The organism is Bradyrhizobium sp. 31Argb, from assembly GCF_043638955.1.
Classification (GTDB): Bacteria; Pseudomonadota; Alphaproteobacteria; order Rhizobiales; family Xanthobacteraceae; genus Bradyrhizobium.
Map to the genome: position 1 here is coordinate 1 of NZ_JBEGDB010000182.1, position 16,146 is coordinate 16,146.

Consider the following 16,146-nt stretch of genomic DNA (forward strand, 5'->3'; position numbering starts at 1 on the left):
CGCGAAACTACTTCGCCGTCGTCGCCATTGCCGCCACTCTGCTCTGGATAAGGTAACTGTCCACACGGCCTAGCGCGTCATGGGGAGGTTTATGACGGGTTGCGTCTTACGGCGTTTCCACCGCGAGGCTGACGACCTTTTCCTTCTGCAGCCTGCCGAGCAGGGCGGCAACGTCGTTCTTGCTCATCGCGCTATTGCCGAACTGGATGCGGAACATGCCCTCGCGGGCCCCGCCAATGATCGAGGCCTGGTAATTGTCGAGCAGCGCCGTGATGTCGGAGATGCGGGCGTCCGGCGCGAATCGCACCAGCGCGCGCGGCGGGCTGGCCGCCGCACCAAGGTCGCGGGTGATCGGGGCCGCGGATCGCAACTCCGGTGCAGCCGCCCGCGGCTCCAGCGTTAGCGACGCCGTCTGGAACGAACTGCCCTGGCTCTTCATCATCAGCACCGCGCCGATCACGCCGGCCTGCAGCAGCAGCACGATCGCGCCGACGCCTGCCGACCACGCCAGCGTCCGCGGCGACAGGCTTGCGAAGAATTGCGAGATTCGCCTCGAAAGGCTCACCGAAGCCGGCCGTGTGCGCACCGGCTCCTGGTCGATCTCGGCGAACAGCTTCTGCATCGCGCGCATGGACGGCGCGCCCAGGCTCTCGTTGAGGCGGATGGTCTCGGCATATTCCTCGCGGATCACGGCGTATTGCTCGGCGAGTTCCGCATCGCTGGCCAGCGCCTCCTCGACACGCCGCGCATCGCGCGCGTTCAACGTGCCCGTGGCATGCCAAGGCAGCAGCAGTTCGACGTCGCTGGGCTCCTCCAGCATCTTCCTTCTCGCCGCCATCATGGCCAACCTCGCTCTATGCCGGCTGCCTTGAGCAGTTCGGCCAATTTCTTGCGCGCATAGAACAGGCGCGTCTTCACGGTGTTCTCCGGAATACCAACGATCTCGGCCACTTCCTCCACGGACTTCTCGTGGTAATAGACCAGATCGACAATCTCCCGGTGCTCCAGCGAAAGTGCCGTCAGACACTTGCGCAACGCTTCACCCGTATCCTTCTTCTGCACCGCCACTTCCGGATCGTCGGACGCATCCTCGATCGCGTTCGCGGCGTCCTCGTCCAGTTCAGCGTCCTTCCTGCGCCGCAGCGCAGACAGGGCCTTGAACCGGGTGATCGCCAACAGCCAAGTTGAGACGGCAGATCGTCCTTCGAATTTGCCGGCCTGGCGCCAGACATCGAGAAACACCTCGCTGATGAGGTCTTCCGCGACCTGTTCGTCCCGCACAAGCCGGAGTCCGAAACGGTACACTCTGACGTGGTGCCGCCCGTACAGCACCTGCATGGCGAGCCGGTCGCCTTGAGCGATCCGGGCGATCAGAACCTCGTCTGAAGCCGCCTGTGTCGCGCTCAATGGCCGTCTCGCAAGATTGGTCGAGAGGGGGTGGGGGCTGGTTCGATGGTGAGAGCAGAATTCTTCACATTACCGCAATGTGCAGAACGCATGTGTGAGCCATCCCACAAACTCCAAATTCCGTGCGAACTCCGCACTCCCGCCCCCAAATTAGGTATTATGGTAGGGGCAAGCTTCCCCAAGACCATGCCGCCTGCTCGCGACCTTAGCAAGAGTCGGCGCATAAGGCAGTCCTCCCGCCAACTCCCACCCGTCGCGCCCGGCACTCGTCCGCCGCGATTGCCTTGTCAGGGTTCGCCCGATTTTCACCTGCGAAAACAAGGGAGATGGCAGGGTTCTACGGACCAGATTCGGGGCCGAAAGATACCAAACCTATTGGTGAACAGCAACGCGGTTTAAAATTCCGTCGATTATTCAATAATTTAGGTCGTAAGCGGCAGGAAACAAGATGCTGAAGTCAACAGAAGGTCAACAGTAGATACATGAGGTTGGTTGGCTGTGCGGATTGAGTCGAACGTCAGAAGTTCGCCGACTACCATGGCCGGCCCCAACCAAGATCACCTTCGGCGAGCTGCGCGAATCCGGCGTCCGCGAGGTGCTGGTGTATTGCCGCGACCATCGGTGCCGCCACTCGGTCGAGATCAGCTCCGACCGTTGGCCCGATCACGTCAGGCTACCGACGTGAAGGCGACGACGCACGGTTTCCGGTCGACGTTCCGCGATTGGGCTTGCGATATGACGAACTTTCCGCGCGAGGTGTGCGAGCAAGCCTTAGTATCGAAAGCACGCGCGCCAGCTTCATCGACCCGACGTTCTCGACCCGCGCGGGAACCGATGGCATCGGCCTTTTCACGGGCCAGATTGGCTATGCCTGGAACACGTCGCTGCTGTACTTCAAGGGCGGCGGGGCGGTGACGAGCAACCGCTTCAGCATTCTCGATACGCTTACCGGCATTGAATTCGCCTCTTTTAATTCGACCCGCTGGGGCGGTAGCGTGGGTGTCGGATACGAGTACGGCTTCGCACCGAACTGGTCGTTCGGTGTCGAGTACGACCACCTGTTCATGGGCCATGCGAACAATTCGTTCTCGGTGGTCAATCCCATCGTTGCCGGCGCGCTCAATCGGATCAGCCAGGACGTGGACATGGTCACGTTGCGCGTCAACTACCGCTTCAACTGGGGCGCCTACGCCCCACCGGTTGGTACCAGTTACTGATTTTTCCGAACTCCAGCCAACTCAGCCCCGGCATTCGTCCGGGGCTTCTTTCCGTTCCGGCTCGCGTTTGCTCGGCGATGGCTGAGTACGGAGCCTTACTCGCGGCGGGCACGCCGGTTTGTCTCTTGAACGAGGCGGCTCAATCAGCATTGCGTCGCGTCACGGGTTTGGCCCAAACCGCACTTCCGCCGAACGATGATCCGTCGGATTATGACAGTGCAGACCCTCACGCAAGGGCTGTATTATCTCGTCAATGCAAGCGGATTGGGGCTCGTGTCATGTACATCGACCGTTGGTTCAGCGTCCTTGCAGTGCTATCGGGGATCGGCTCGACAGTGCTCATCGCAGTCGCGATATTCTCGTTCTGAGATCGAGCGCGTGGGCTGCCGGGAGAAAGGCCGGCAACGGCAGCGCGCTCGCGATTCTTGTCAGAGCCAGCCGCCAAGCCACCCCGGCCGCGGCTTCTTCGCCGGCGGCTTCTCCTGCCGCAACGGCAGCAGATGGGCTCCTGGCGATGCCGGGGAATAGTAGGGCAACGTGCGGGGATCGAACGGCTCGGGACGCACGCCAAGCGACCGCGGCTCGGAGCGGTTGGTCGACCGCAACATGCCGCTCTCGACATCAAACTCAGCGTGCGGATATAGCTCCTTGGTCAACGCCTGCAACGCCGCAATGCCGAGATCGATCTTTCCAGCCGCAAAGTCTTCGAGCATGGAGGTGGAGACACCTTCGACCTCCCGTGCGATCAGCGCCAACGCGTGCGGACTTCGGTTGCGCGCGTGAACGGTCCTGCGCAGCACGTCAACCCCGGTGGTCGCTTCGGTCATGCGAGACGCTCCTTGATGTTCAACACCCTGGCCAGCGCGCGGAGCTGCTCGGGCGATGGCACGAACGTTCCGGCGACAAATTGCTGGAGCTGCGCAAGCGACATGCCGGCGCGTGCCGCCACGTCCGGTTCGAGATACAGCCAGGCGCGGTCGCGCACTGCCTTAATATCAGTGTTGCTCACGGCAGTTGATCTCCTCGACCAGTCTTGCAAATTCAGTTTGCCGGCGCACGGCTGGCACGATTGGATGACGCGGCGCCGGCGGACGCTCGGGCGCCGAGCTGGCACGGACAAAGTCAGCCAGCACGCCGGTCATGCGCTGAAGATAGCCGACGCCTTTGATCAGGAGCGCGGTGCTCTCGGCCTGCGCTGCAAGATACGCCGCGACCGGCAGCGCCGGATAGCGATGGGCGACCACAGCCCGCGGATTGGCCGGTGTGCTGGTGATCGAAACCTCATCGAGCGTCGCGCAGGTAACCAGACCGTGGAAGCGCTCCGGGTCGTCGACATTGCGCAGCATGTAGTGATGCACGGTCGCGGCCACGCTGAAATAAGGGCATTGTTTTGCTTCGGAATCAGTGACGAGCGCGCGGACGTAGAGGCCCTCGTCGGTGCTGCGGACTTCCTGAACTTCGCCGGCTGGCCGACCATGACGAAACAGCAGCGGAATATTTTTCCTGAACGGCAACCAACAGCGGCCGGCGAATTTGGCGTGCTCACGATCGATGGTGGCCGGCGCCGCATAGCCTTCAACGATCACGTTATGGTCGACGGCTGGCAGTAACGCCGTCGGTGTGAACGGCTTGGGCGCGACCTGATGCCGACGCATCAGCTGCACCAGTTCAATCCGCATCCGCATCGCTTCGCCGCTCATTTGCGCGCCCTCAAAGCGGCAATCCGCGCCTTGAGATCCGCCATCCGCTGCTCCAGCGCGCGGCGCTCCTCCGCAAGCTCGGCAAGCCGCTCCGGCGACGGCCGCGGGCCGGCTGCCTTGAGGACGCCCTCGAACTCCGGATATTCGCGGCGCAGCGCGTCGTCGGCGTGCTTGAAGCTCGCGGGACACTCGCCGCCGGTCAGAAAAGCGCCTTTGACGATGCGGGATTTGTCGATCGGCATCGGGACTCCCTCCGCGTTGTCGGAAGTCTAACCGATTTGCCGAGCCGCGACCACGTCCTGCCTCTCACCGCGGATGCCGGGAAGAGCTGGCCGCGAAGGAAGGCAAGTCACGGACATGGATTGTGCGCCATCTGCTATTCGGCCGGTTTTTGGGATTTGTGCCCATGGGCGCAGATTCCGAATCCGTGCCGAAAAACCTCACCGAGCGCCGTTTCCAGTTGTTCTGGGAGCCAGTCGATCGCGCGCCGCGCAGCTTTCCGTACCACTTGTGTTGCGCCTACGCTACAATCAAACCATGTCGCCGAAGAGCAACGCAACCAAGACCCCGCCGCGTGCGCGGTTCAGCGCGGCTGACCTCAAGATCCAGCCGTTTGACCTCACCAGCCCCGAACGGATCGAGGGCTATCTCAAGGAGGCGACCGCGACCGGCGATCCCGCTGTCGTCCAGCACGCGCTGGGCGCCATCGCCCGCGCGCGCGGCATGACCAAGGTCGCCCGCGCCTCCGGAGTGTCGCGCGAGAGCCTCTACCGCTTGCTGTCGGCGCAACGCGCAGCCAACTTCCGCACCGTTGTGTTCGTTGCCGACGCGCTTGGCTTCGAACTGGCGTTCAAGCCAAAGAAATCCGGATCACGAGCCGCGCGACCAGCCGGCTTCGCCGGCGGGGGCAAGCCGCGGAAGGTTGGCAAAGCGTCGCGGCAGAAGAAGCGCGCCGGCGCTTAGAACGTGGACTGCCAAAGTCATCGGCTGAGCAAAAATCCCCGCACAGCGGGGTTTTCTCGCGAAGCTCGACCGACCGCGCGCGCCCGAATGGTGTACCAGGCGGATTCTGGCGCGGATTCTTATACGCACCCGCCGCCAGCCAGGACCGGCAAATCGTTGGAAAAATATTGGCCGATGCTTTGCGTTGGACGTACCGCGTACCAGCGTGAAACTTTTGAAACTTCGGGAGGGGTGGTCGCCTGCGACGGTTGAAGGGCTCGGAGGTGAGCATACCCCCTCCCTCCAGGACGCCCTTTCCTCGCGCGCGCGTAGCCGTGCTGATGCGTTCTTTCGAGCAGCCGCTGTCCTACAGCCTCGCTCGATCAAACGCGCTCCACGCGCTCACCGCACGGCGTCTGATCGATCGCTCTCAAACGTTGAATCGATCGAATGAGTCGATACCCGCTCGTGACGTGGTGCGAATGTTCTAACTTTCGCAAGCGTCTTCGAGCCGTTGATTTTTGAAGGCTTGGCCGTTGCCCAAGATCGGTGCGTTAAGCTCGCTCGTTTAGCGATCCAAACATCATCTCGAACGATAGTTGCTTCGCCGCGGTGACACCCCCGTAGTATCCACAGTGTCGCACATTCTTGATTGCTTTTTCCCTCGTTCTATAACACACCCATGTCGGTAAGCCTGTTATAGGATGAAACCATGTCAGCCCAGATCGTCGCCTATTACCGAGTCTCGACCCAGAAGCAGGGCAAGAGCGGCCTTGGCCTGGAGGCCCAGCGCAAGGCCGTCGCTGCCTATGCCGTCCAGCGCGGCCTGGAGGTCGCTGATGAGTTCACCGAGATCGAGACCGGCAAGGGTGTCGACGCTCTGGAGCGCCGCCCGGTGTTCGCCGAGGCGCTGCTGAAGGCCAAGAGACTGAAGGCGCCGATCGTGGTCGCCAAGCTCGACCGTCTAAGCCGCGATGTTGCGTTCATCAGCGGCCTGATGGCGAAGAAGGTTGAATTCGTCACCGCCGACGATCCGACCAAGTCGCCTTTCCTGCTACACATCAAGGCCGCTGTCGCCGAGGAAGAGCGACGCATGATCTCCCAGCGCACCCGCGAAGCGCTTGCGGCGGCCAAGGAACGCGGTGTTGTGCTGGGCAATCAGGCGCAGGCCGACGCCAACAAAGCCGCTGCAGCCGCGCGTGACGCCGGCCTGCTCGATATCCTGATGGAGATCGGCTGGGAGCAGTCCTACAAGGACATCGCCGAGCAGCTCACCGAGCGCGGTGTGCCGACGCCGCGGGGTGGCTATACCTGGAACCCCATGACCACGATGCGGGTGCTGAAGCGGCTCGGCCTGCGCGGTGATGAATGAGCGGCCGCCGGCATCCGGTACCTCCGCGGACATGCCAGCGGCCGACGACCTGCCGCTAAGCAGGATTCTTGGGCTCGACCTCGGCTTCGATCTCCAACTGCGGCAACATCCTGCGGAGATCTTCGGCGCTCAGCCAATCGCCAGCCGGAACCGAAACGACGCGAACCATATCCACAACGTTGCTGGTGACGTCGGCGTCGAGCTGCAAAGGCAACAGTTTTTGCAACAGCATTGCAAACGATCGAGGATCGCGATCGGCAAGCATGAAAAGATAGCCGCACAAGCCGCCCGCGCCACGACCATCGGATCCAAAACTCTCCGCAGCCGAGATAATGGACCGTTTCAAGTCGAGAGGGAGCCGATTCTTAGAGCCCCAACGGCGCCCGCGCCCCGATTTGAGGTTCTTCAGCCCGGTCCGCCGATCGGGCGTTTCGAGCGCAGATGGCATGCCAAGATTCCCCAACAGATAAATCTAAGTTCGGGCGGGTCAAAACCTATATCCCAATTTCTGAATGCGTCAGCCAACCATATTTCGGCGCCGTTGAGGAAACCATGCCCAGAAATGTCAGAGGATGGTTGGAGCTTCTTTCTATAACCCCTAAACCATACATACTGACAAATCTGGTACACATACCGATCATGACAGCGGCTGGAGGCTGATGTTGCTGTCCAGCTCGTACTTACGCGTCCAGACGGTCTGATTGCCGCGCATAACTTCCTTTTCCTCACAGACAAGCAGACCGAGGATATGCAGGGCTTGCAGCGTCCGGTCGATCGTGGTCCTTGGTTTTTGAAGCCGCCGCCGGATCTCGATCACCGGACTACTGGGGTGCTTGGCCACGTCGTTCAGCACCAGCAGCCGGAGTTGTGGCATGCTGTCCTTGGCACAACGCTTCACCAGTCGCATCGCGTCGTCATGTGTCATACCGATAGCCATTGCACCGCGTAGGACCTGCGTCAGCTGCTTGGCGAGTCGGGTGGGTGCTTCGGGGTCGTGGGCATCAATCACGTCGCCGCGGTAATCGACTTCCACGCCGGTGCGCGCCAGCGTCACCAGTTCGGCCGCTTCCACGATTGTAGTCTCGTCTTTATCCGTCAACTCGTAGGGCTGACTGGCGTCAATGCCGTTCATAAGTCCAGCCACGGCGTCCGCGAGATCCTCGCGCATGGCGACTTCGCTGCCGGTGTTGCGCATGGCTTGCAAGCCACCGTTGATGCGGCCTTTGCGTGAGTTTGGCCGAATGACCACAAATCTGTCGCCCATGCTGGCGACGACACTGTGCGCCTGGTCCCAGGCGGTCGTGCAGGCGCCAACCACCACGATCCGGCCTTCCCATTCCAGTGTCTGGCCACCATCGGTGCCCACGTTCCGCACCCAGCGGCCGTCGTGGATCTCGCGCAGCGCGGCCAGGATTGCGCCCCGGATCTCACGGCTGGTCGAGAGGATCGATGTGAAGTCTTTGATTACCAGGATCCCGCGCCGCCCGATTTTGCGCAGCAACCCGCCGGTCGCGGTCTTGGCTTTCTGTTTCTGTGGCGATGCCGATAGCAGGGCACCATCGCTTGAGATGGTCGAGACAGTGTGTGCACCGATAGCGCTTAATGACTGGACTGTCTCGGTCTTGGCATTACCACTACCGGCAATCACCAGCAGCCACGGTGGATCACCGGGGAGTTGTTCACAGGCGGCAGTTGCCAATACTGCGTCTAACGTCTCGATGTCGTAGTCATCACCCAGCCAGCGGCGGAAGGTATCGTGGACTTCGTCCAGCTTGCAGGACCGGAAACTGGTCGCACCGCTGTTACCAGCGCTTTGCTGTTGTTGGCCGCGCGGCTTGTACTTCTGACTGTGGAATTGCTGTTGTGGACTCACGATGCGCCTCGCGCCAGGTCGTTGAAGTCGAACCCGATCTTGTTAGGCACCAGCACTTCGGCTTCGCGATCTGCCGCGGCCCACCGGTTGGCGCAGGTACGTGCAGCATCCTGACCGACGCCGTTGGCGTCGGCATCAGCAACAATGGTGATCGATTTGACGCCAGGAAGGGCTGGAAAGTTACGCATGTTGTTGGCACAGCCACATGCCCATGCCGGTCGTAGTAGCGTGCCGTGGTGGTTGGTGGCAGCGGAAATCGTCGTTTCGATTCCTTCGCCGATCGTCAGCCTTTCGGTCACGTATTCGTCGGGCCATAGCCGGATAACCCGATGTTTGGTTGGCCCGAGAGACTTCGGCTTCTCACCCGTGACCGGGCGATACCAAATTCCACCCGGTGTCTTTGTCAGCACATCGGTGTAACGCGCGACAATGCAGGGCATGGCGACCCCATTGAACCGGAACTGCGGATGAAACCGAAGGCCGCCCTGATCCGGCACATCGTCGAGACTAATATGGCGCCGCTTGAAACAATCGACGGCAGCTTGCGGCAGCGGTTCGACTTCCGCCCAAAGCCGATCACAATACTGCAGAGTCGCCCGCAGCTCCGCAGCTTCGCGCTGCTCGCGGGCGCACCTCTCCCGGTCCAGCCGCTCGCGCCGTTCTTGTACATATTGCTCGCGGACGCGACGCTCGTCGTCGGTTTCCTTGCGCTTGCGTTTGGGTGGCGGCTCGCCGGTTAGTGCCTCGACGGCGGCGAGGAAATCACAGCCGTCGATAAAGATCATAAGATCAATTGCCCCGCGGCCACCGCGGCCGCAGCGCCGACAGAAAAACAGTTGTTTGCCTGTATCGATGCTGAATCGATCCCGGCCGCCGCACACCGGGCACGGTCCCGCTTTGCGCTTCAGCGTGATATTGTGCCGCCCTAATATATCTTCGATCTTGACGGCGCGGGCGCGATCAACCCAGTCGTCGAAGGCGCGTTCGTGATCGGGATTGAGGCCGCTCATCACGCGATCTCCTCTGTATCTTGCGGCCTCTCCAGCACGGCCATCAGCTCGCGCTTGCGCAAGATCGCGGCGCCGGTTTTGTCGCGCCCGACGACGCTCACCAGCGTCGCATAACGAAACCCTGGCGGAATGGGCGGCAACTCCCGAACAGGAAATTCGCCCGGCACAAACTCTCTTATGTAGCAATCCTCCGCCGGGTGCTCATCGAACCAACAACGATCGGTCTCGCGGGCCTGATCGGCGTTTTTGAGAGCAGGCTCGGAAGATCTCAGGATTGGCTTCATGACCCGCTCCCATCCGTCGGCGGCACCAACCGAATAGCGCCAGGTGTCGGGTGCTGTTGTTGCCAACGCTGCCGTTGTTCTTCTGCGAGCTTCGCGCTATCGCGACGGACCAGCGTCTGCTTGGGGTAAAGCTGCTGCAATTCGACGATCGCGCTGAGCTGAAGCAGATCGGCAGTCAGACCATCCCTGATGTGGTGCACGCACCGGCCGCAAAGAAACAACCCGTCACCGCCGCAGCAGTACATGACGAACGGCGGGATCAATTCATCACCGCACGTGCAACAGCGGCTTTCGTCCCGGAAGCAGTCGCAAAAACCTTCGAGTGAATTGACTACAGTCATGAATGCTTCCTCATTCGGCGGCCTCCCGGTTCGCGAGGAACGCCTGTATTGACTCGTTACTGTTGGGGACCTCGGGCCGGTACATCAGATCGCAGCCGACGAAGTCGCGGCCCAGCGCGTGAGCCGCGTGCATAACCGCGAACGAGCCTGCCGCCGGATCGATCACCAGATCACCGGGATCGGTGACGGCGCCGATCAGGCGACGGATCAGCCCGATCGGCTTAATGTGCGGGTGCAGGCTGCGGTCGACCCTCTCGATCCAGCGATCGGGGATTCCATGGTCGCGCCACGTCGCCTTGGCGCGCAGCGGCGGCTTCTGCAGGACCAGCAGGTAGCCGCCACGGCGGCGGCTGCGATAGCCCATCCCGAGACGACCGCTGTCCCAGGAGATCATGTCGACCGCGGAGAACGCGTCGGCGACTCGCAAGTGATGAGCTTCGAGGAGGTTGAAGGTGTCCGCCCAGAGCATAAGGTAGCCGCTGGGGCACAACACCCGTCCCGACTCGAGACAGCAAGCATCGATGTAGTCGGCCGACATCTGCGGGAGCCTGGCCCGCTCGCACTGCCGCACCCCCTCGTTGCCGTAGGCGAGCTTGTCAAGATTGCCGCGATACTGCGGATCGAAGAACACCAGCGGTGTGCAGGCCGCCGGCAGCGAGCGCAACAGGGCGAGAGAATCTCCTTGCTGCGCCATGTTGCGGCGCATAGGAAAATCCTGCGCGCGTGTCCGCAAACGCTCAACTGATGCAAACGGGAGTCCTTCGAGATCGTCACGAAGGCGCACGCTGGGCGGTTGCATGTCTGTCATGGTTGTTCTCCTTCGCCTCTAAGTCCGACGTTGGATTGATCCTCTTCAGCTGATTTGAGGACGGCGCCCAGCCCCCTTTCCTCTTTTGGCGGGCGCGCATCGGCGATCGTGCCGAGACTCAGATCGACCTTCGGCGCGCCGGGGAATCGGTAGCCGCCGACGATATTGACCGGCGGCGCATGGCGCGTGATCAGCACCGGGCAGCGCCGGCCCGTCTGCCGGGCGGCGGCATTGGCCGGGAAGTCAGCGAGGTTAATCGGATGCACCTCGGGACCGGCCACGACGTGCCACCCCCGACCCGATTTGGCAGCGGTTTTTAGCTTTGATGTTGTTGAGTTTTTCTTCGCGTTGTGAGCGATCGGGCTACCAGGGTAGCTTGGTGGCTCACAACGCAGGGCAAACCGCTCCGGATCACGCTTGAAAGCATAGCGGCATTTGTCCCGCCAGCAGACCTGTCGGCGTTTGGTCTTCGGCGTGAACAGGCTTTCGCAGACGCGGCAGCGGACGCCATAGAAGGCGACTTCACAGCTGGCGCAGCAGAACGCGTCGCGCGGATTAGCGGCGGGAATCTTCAGCTTGCCGGCGCAGCGCGGGTTGCGGCAGCGGGTACGGACTTGTGGCGGATCGCGTCGATAACCACTATAAAGCATTGAGATCTCCATCAGCTTGGCAGCGGTGTGGATTGAACAGACGGCCACCAAGCTCGCTCGGGTTTTGGTGGCCGTTTGTCGTTTCAGATGGCCGTTTAGTTATTCGGCCAGCTCCTTGGCGCGCGTACCGCCGCGCGCGAGCCATGCAGCGAGCGCTTCGCGCGAGTAGATGATGCGGCGGGCCAGCTCGGCGTAATCGGGGCCAATGCCGAGCCGGCGATATTCAGTCAGAGTCTTGGGGGTGATATCGAGGGCGGCCGCTGCCTCGGGCTCATCGACATAGCCGAGTTCGTTCAGCAGATAGCCGGGATCTGGCGGTTCGTGACGCATCGGATAAAACCTTCATCGGGTCTATCCTTAAAAGGTGCATCCGAAACGACTGCCATCAAAAGCCGGCGCTGGCGCTCATTTACTGCCATCAAAGCCGGTTTTCGCGAATATTGCTGCCACTTCAATCGCGATCATTGAAATCCAGACGACCGGTGTTCGGGCGGCGCTTGCGCAACTTCGGCGCTTTTCCGCCTTTGCCTTGGAGTTGGCGCTGCCACCACTCTGCAAACTCGGCTTGAAGGGGATTTTGTTTGCGATCTTTTTTAAAATCGGCCCAGAGCCGGAACATCGTGCGTTCTGACCTCCCCTTCCAGGGCTTGGGATTACTGCGCCGAATCCGCTGAAATATTGTTTTAAGGCTGGCACGCGGGCGTGAACGCTCAAGCTCGACCAGCCGGCCGAACTCGCGGGCCTCCTCGATCGAACGCCGCGCCCGCGCCATCATGAACGCTCGATCAAGTCGATCAGATCGCTCGCGACCAGATGCGCGTAGCGTTGCGTGGTCGCTGGCGCAGTGTGGCCGAGTACCCGGCCGATCTGCGGCAAGCTGGCACCGCCGCGAGCCAAGGCTGAGGCGCGGGAATGCCGGAGATCATGGATTCGCACATCTTTCCGGCCGATGATCGTCCGCGCCCGCTTCCAGGCGCGTTTGCAGCTTTCGTAATCCGGCAATCCGATCGCCAATAGCTCTCGCGCGATCGCGAGTGCCTCGGGCTGCAACGGCACGATGTGAACCCTTTTCTGCTTGGTGCTGGAGGCTGGCTTGATCCACAGCTTGCGGCTGATATTGAGCTGTGCCGCCGAGAGGCTGATGCATTCGCCGATGCGGGCACCGGTCAGCAACGCCAGCCGCAGCGCCAGGGCTGCGGCTCGGTTGTTATCGCCGCTCAAGGCAGCATGCGCGGCTTTGATCTCGTCGGCATCGAGAAAGACATGGCGCTGGTTCTCCGGACAGCGGCGGATGCCCCCGCACGGGTTGCGGTCGATCTTGCGGTCGTGCTCCAGCCACGACATGAACGAGGACAACACCCCGAGCGCCCGGTTGGCGTTGATCGGTGTGTGCGCCGCCATCTCGCCATGCCACGCCTCAACGCGGTTGCGGGTGACGCTCCGTGGCTCGTCCTTGCCGAACGCCGGGATGATGTGATTGTCGATCATGTGGCAATAGCCGGCCGCCGTGCCCGGCCGTCGCGTCAGCTGGACGACGGCACGCCATTGCCCGATCAGGTCGGCAACCTTCCCGCCCCGTCCGGGCGCGACTGTCTCGCCGGTATCAGCTTTGAGCCGCATGCGGCTGGCATGGGTGCGCGCCTTGCCAATGGTCCAAGCCGGAAACTTGCCGATGGTTTTGCGGCGCTGCCTGCGGTTCTCGCGCCAGTCAAAAACGAAGGCCTTCTGGCTGGACTCATAGATCTTAACTGCGAGACCGCTCACCTCGCTATCAAAAATCAAGTACGGCTTCTTCGCCGGTTTCAGCGCGGCAATGCCGCGGTCGGTGAGGCGCTCAGCCATTGGAAATCTCTCGGGTGTCTGTTGGCGAAAACAGTCAACAAAAAGTTAACATCCCAAAGGTATTTCAAGGGGGTTTTGAGGGCAAGCGAAAGGATAACGAAACGTCAGCGAAACGGCCTAAGCCTTTGCCGAACTTAGCGTATATCGGCCAAGCCATTGAATTTATTGGGCGCCCAAAATCGTGTTTTGAAGATACCAAACCTAAAGGCTTTTCCCCGTAGATTTTGCGAGTTTTCCTCTCGATGGCGAGCGCATGGGCATCGCGGCGTCCTCATTTCTGAACCCGGTTGCGGGCGGATTGAATGGCCGCGGCTCACGGCTGGCTGCCACGAAGCCGTTGCGCCGCGCCAGACGTCGGCGCCAGATCCAGGCGATGATCGGCGTCTGCTACGTTTTCGACGCCCTCGTGCTCCTGGTCTATGCGAGCGCCGGCACAATCCCGATGGCGATGGGCATGGCCTACGCGCTTTGCGGGTTGGGCCTGTGCGCCGTCTACGTGCTGCTTTCCGAGCTCGGCTTCCACGATCGCTTCAGGGATCACTATCTGGTCGCGCCGCAGTCGGCCGTCCACATGGCGAACCAGCTCGCATTCACCTACATCGCGCCGCAAGTCGGCGTGCTGTTCCTGTGCAATCTGTTCGTGGTGTTCGGCTTCGGCGCGCTCAGGACCTCGGCGCGACAGACCGCCCTGATCTGGACGGTGATGGTGCTCGGCCTCGCCGCACTGTTCCTCCTGACCGACAAGCCGATCTCGATGCCGCATGGCAACACCCTGGAGCGGCTCGCCACGATGCTGGTCTTTGCGCTCACCATCGGGCGCTGCATGTTCTTAGGGATCCTCTCCAGTTCGATGCAGCAATCGCTGTACCAGAACGGGCAGAAGCTGAAGGAAGCCTACAAGCGCATCGAGGAGCTCGCCGAGCTTGACGAGCTGACCGGCGCATTCAACCGGCGCAGCATCATGCGGACGCTGGACGAGGAGATCGTCCGCTCCGAGCGCACCGGCGCGCCCTGCTCGGTCGCACTGATCGACCTCGACTGGTTCAAGCGCGTCAACGACGTCTATGGCCATCCGACCGGCGACGAGGTGCTCAGGACCTTCGCGATCTCCATGTTCGCCAACATCCGCAGCATCGACCGCTTCGGCCGCTACGGCGGCGAAGAGTTCCTGCTGATATTGCCCGAGTTGAACGAAGATGGCGCCACGCGCGCGCTGGACCGGCTGCGGGTCATCATCGCCGAGCTCGACTGGAGCGCGTTCTCGCCGGGCATGAAGGTGACGATTTCCGCCGGCATCGCAACGCTGCGGCCCAACGAGGGCCCGGACACGCTTCTCGCGCGCGCCGACAGCGCGCTTTATGCGGCCAAGGCACGGGGACGCAATCGCATCGTCAGTGCATGAGCAAACGAATTCGCTTCCACCGTCGGAGAATCCGGCGCGGTGGCATCGCCAATACTCCAGGACAGAGTCACAGTCATGAATTTGAAACCCGCAATTGCCCCCGAGAACTTGCTTGACGAGTTGCAGGCAACGCTCGCGCATGGAACGGTGGCGCGCCGGGTCGAGACCCTGCGCCGCGTGACCGATCTTTTCGTCAACGGCGCGGTGGACTATTCGGACCAGCAGATCGCGCTGTTCGACGATGTCTTCCAGTGCCTGCTGCTTCACATCGAAGCCTCGGCGAAGGCGCTATTGTCCAACCGGCTGGCGCCGATCGACACCGCTCCGCCGTTGACCGTCCGGACGCTTGCCTTCGACGACATGATCGAGGTCGCCGGCCCCGTGCTGACGCAATCGAGCCGGCTCGACGATGACACCCTGATCGAGACCGCACGCAACAAGAGCCAGGCGCATCTGATGGCGATCTCGGCGCGCAAGACGCTGAGCGGCGCCGTCACCGACGTGCTGGTGCTGCGCGGCAATGACGAGGTGATCCAGAGCACCGTCAACAATCCCGGCGCCGAATTCACCGAACGCGGCTTCACGCGGCTGATCAGCCGCGCCGAAGGCGATGACGACCTTGCGACCTGCATCGGGCTGCGTCCGAGCATGCCGCGGCATCTCTATCTGAAACTGCTGGCGAAGGCATCGGACACGGTGCGGCATCGGCTCGAAACCGCCAACCCACAGCAGGCCAAGGAGGTGCCGAGCGCGGTGCGCGAGGCGACGCGGCGCGCTCGCTCCTCGCCCTCGGCGGTCACGCGTGATACGGCGATCGCCCATGCGCTGGTGAAGTCGCTGTATGAGGATGGCCGGCTCGACGAATTCCAGGTGGCGGCGTTCGCCGACGCCGGCAAGTTCGACGAGACCAATGCCTCGATAGCAGCTCTTGCCAATGTGAGTCTGGCCGTTGCCGAGAACATGATGATCGAAACCCGCGCCGAAGGCGTGATGATCCTGGCCAAGGTCGCAGGCTTCTCGTGGTCGACCGTGCGCTCGATCATCAACCTGCGCGACGAATTGTCAGGCGGCGAGCCGACCGATCTCCTGGCCTGCATGGAGACCTACGAAAGGCTCCGGCCATCGACCGCGCAGCAGGTCTTGCGCTTCCACCGCATGCAGCAAACCGCGCCCGCCGCGTAGCCTTCACACTCGTCATTGCAAGTCCCGTAGCCCGGATGGAGCGAACAGGCTGGGCAAGAATTGGGATCAGGCGACCAAGTGGAGACTGAAGGGACTTGGCGCGGGATTTTGATGCA

At 62.0% G+C, this 16,146-nt stretch carries 21 protein-coding genes; 6 read left to right on the plus strand and 15 right to left on the minus strand.

From position 1 onward, the window contains the following. Positions 1-106: 106 nt before the first annotated feature. Both AAFX91_RS27970 and AAFX91_RS27975 read right to left on the minus strand, forming a co-directional pair. The gene (locus AAFX91_RS27970; RefSeq protein WP_394568778.1) at positions 107-841 is read right to left on the minus strand and encodes a hypothetical protein; all 735 of its coding nucleotides are present in this window, start codon (positions 839-841) and stop codon (positions 107-109) included. Further along, complete coding sequence (locus AAFX91_RS27975; protein ID WP_028166186.1) at positions 838-1,407, minus strand: sigma-70 family RNA polymerase sigma factor; 570 nt, start codon at positions 1,405-1,407, stop codon at positions 838-840. The genes AAFX91_RS27970 and AAFX91_RS27975 overlap by 4 nt, the downstream gene beginning before the upstream one ends. A gap of 728 nt (positions 1,408-2,135) precedes the next feature. Here AAFX91_RS27975 and AAFX91_RS27980 point away from each other — a divergent pair. Continuing rightward, the gene (locus tag AAFX91_RS27980; protein ID WP_394568779.1) at positions 2,136-2,624 is read left to right on the plus strand and encodes an outer membrane protein; all 489 of its coding nucleotides are present in this window, start codon (positions 2,136-2,138) and stop codon (positions 2,622-2,624) included. 428 nt (positions 2,625-3,052) lie between these two features. Here AAFX91_RS27980 and AAFX91_RS27985 read toward each other — a convergent pair whose 3' ends face one another. Genes AAFX91_RS27985 through AAFX91_RS28000 form a run of 4 tightly spaced genes read right to left on the minus strand, consistent with a single transcriptional unit; the run spans position 3,053 to position 4,566 of the window. After that, positions 3,053-3,451: a hypothetical protein gene (locus AAFX91_RS27985; protein WP_394568780.1), complete on the minus strand. Its 399-nt coding sequence runs from the start codon at positions 3,449-3,451 to the stop codon at positions 3,053-3,055. Beyond that, positions 3,448-3,633: a helix-turn-helix domain-containing protein gene (locus tag AAFX91_RS27990; protein WP_394568781.1), complete on the minus strand. Its 186-nt coding sequence runs from the start codon at positions 3,631-3,633 to the stop codon at positions 3,448-3,450. The genes AAFX91_RS27985 and AAFX91_RS27990 overlap by 4 nt, the downstream gene beginning before the upstream one ends. Beyond that, a complete protein-coding gene (locus AAFX91_RS27995; protein ID WP_394568782.1) occupies positions 3,620-4,324 on the minus strand; it encodes a hypothetical protein in 705 nt (234 codons plus the stop codon). Before AAFX91_RS27995 ends, AAFX91_RS27990 begins: the two co-directional genes overlap by 14 nt. Then, entirely contained in the window at positions 4,321-4,566 is a 246-nt protein-coding gene (locus AAFX91_RS28000) for a hypothetical protein (RefSeq protein WP_394568783.1), read from the minus strand. Before AAFX91_RS28000 ends, AAFX91_RS27995 begins: the two co-directional genes overlap by 4 nt. A gap of 295 nt (positions 4,567-4,861) precedes the next feature. Here AAFX91_RS28000 and AAFX91_RS28005 point away from each other — a divergent pair, with 295 nt between their 5' ends. After that, a complete protein-coding gene (locus AAFX91_RS28005; RefSeq protein WP_394568784.1) occupies positions 4,862-5,287 on the plus strand; it encodes an addiction module antidote protein in 426 nt (141 codons plus the stop codon). Positions 5,288-5,978: 691 nt separating this feature from the next. Further along, a complete protein-coding gene (locus AAFX91_RS28010; protein ID WP_394568785.1) occupies positions 5,979-6,638 on the plus strand; it encodes a recombinase family protein in 660 nt (219 codons plus the stop codon). A 55-nt stretch (positions 6,639-6,693) separates the two neighbouring features. Here AAFX91_RS28010 and AAFX91_RS28015 read toward each other — a convergent pair whose 3' ends face one another. From AAFX91_RS28015 to AAFX91_RS28030, 4 genes are all read right to left on the minus strand, one after another. Next, complete coding sequence (locus tag AAFX91_RS28015; RefSeq protein ID WP_394568786.1) at positions 6,694-7,086, minus strand: hypothetical protein; 393 nt, start codon at positions 7,084-7,086, stop codon at positions 6,694-6,696. A 189-nt stretch (positions 7,087-7,275) separates the two neighbouring features. Continuing rightward, on the minus strand, positions 7,276-8,511 hold the full coding sequence (locus AAFX91_RS28020; protein ID WP_394568787.1) for an ArsR family transcriptional regulator: 1,236 nt from the start codon (positions 8,509-8,511) through the stop codon (positions 7,276-7,278). Next, complete coding sequence (locus tag AAFX91_RS28025; protein ID WP_394568788.1) at positions 8,508-9,521, minus strand: toprim domain-containing protein; 1,014 nt, start codon at positions 9,519-9,521, stop codon at positions 8,508-8,510. The genes AAFX91_RS28020 and AAFX91_RS28025 overlap by 4 nt, the downstream gene beginning before the upstream one ends. Continuing rightward, positions 9,521-9,805, minus strand: a complete 285-nt coding sequence (locus AAFX91_RS28030) for a hypothetical protein (protein ID WP_394568789.1) — start codon at positions 9,803-9,805, stop codon at positions 9,521-9,523. The genes AAFX91_RS28025 and AAFX91_RS28030 overlap by 1 nt, the downstream gene beginning before the upstream one ends. Before the next feature lie 59 nt (positions 9,806-9,864). Between AAFX91_RS28030 and AAFX91_RS28035 the strand changes: the two genes are divergently transcribed. Further along, entirely contained in the window at positions 9,865-10,131 is a 267-nt protein-coding gene (locus AAFX91_RS28035) for a hypothetical protein (protein ID WP_394568790.1), read from the plus strand. Between the two features lie 25 nt (positions 10,132-10,156). Here the strand turns inward: AAFX91_RS28035 and AAFX91_RS28040 are convergent, their stop codons facing one another. From AAFX91_RS28040 to AAFX91_RS28060, 5 genes are all read right to left on the minus strand, one after another. Continuing rightward, complete coding sequence (locus AAFX91_RS28040; protein WP_394568791.1) at positions 10,157-10,852, minus strand: DNA methyltransferase; 696 nt, start codon at positions 10,850-10,852, stop codon at positions 10,157-10,159. A 98-nt stretch (positions 10,853-10,950) separates the two neighbouring features. Further along, positions 10,951-11,604, minus strand: coding sequence for a hypothetical protein (locus AAFX91_RS28045; RefSeq protein ID WP_394568792.1), 654 nt, complete (start codon positions 11,602-11,604; stop codon positions 10,951-10,953). 99 nt (positions 11,605-11,703) lie between these two features. Then, the gene (locus AAFX91_RS28050; RefSeq protein ID WP_394568793.1) at positions 11,704-11,934 is read right to left on the minus strand and encodes a helix-turn-helix domain-containing protein; all 231 of its coding nucleotides are present in this window, start codon (positions 11,932-11,934) and stop codon (positions 11,704-11,706) included. Between the two features lie 121 nt (positions 11,935-12,055). Then, positions 12,056-12,379: a hypothetical protein gene (locus AAFX91_RS28055; RefSeq protein ID WP_394568794.1), complete on the minus strand. Its 324-nt coding sequence runs from the start codon at positions 12,377-12,379 to the stop codon at positions 12,056-12,058. Continuing rightward, positions 12,376-13,446: a tyrosine-type recombinase/integrase gene (locus AAFX91_RS28060; RefSeq protein ID WP_394568795.1), complete on the minus strand. Its 1,071-nt coding sequence runs from the start codon at positions 13,444-13,446 to the stop codon at positions 12,376-12,378. The genes AAFX91_RS28055 and AAFX91_RS28060 overlap by 4 nt, the downstream gene beginning before the upstream one ends. Before the next feature lie 253 nt (positions 13,447-13,699). Here AAFX91_RS28060 and AAFX91_RS28065 point away from each other — a divergent pair, with 253 nt between their 5' ends. Together AAFX91_RS28065 and AAFX91_RS28070 are read left to right on the plus strand one after the other, a co-directional pair. Beyond that, positions 13,700-14,848 (plus strand): GGDEF domain-containing protein, encoded by a 1,149-nt coding sequence (locus AAFX91_RS28065; protein ID WP_394568796.1) that lies wholly within the window; start codon positions 13,700-13,702, stop codon positions 14,846-14,848. Between the two features lie 75 nt (positions 14,849-14,923). Continuing rightward, entirely contained in the window at positions 14,924-16,030 is a 1,107-nt protein-coding gene (locus AAFX91_RS28070; RefSeq protein ID WP_282530946.1) for a DUF2336 domain-containing protein, read from the plus strand. Positions 16,031-16,146: the final 116 nt, after the last annotated feature.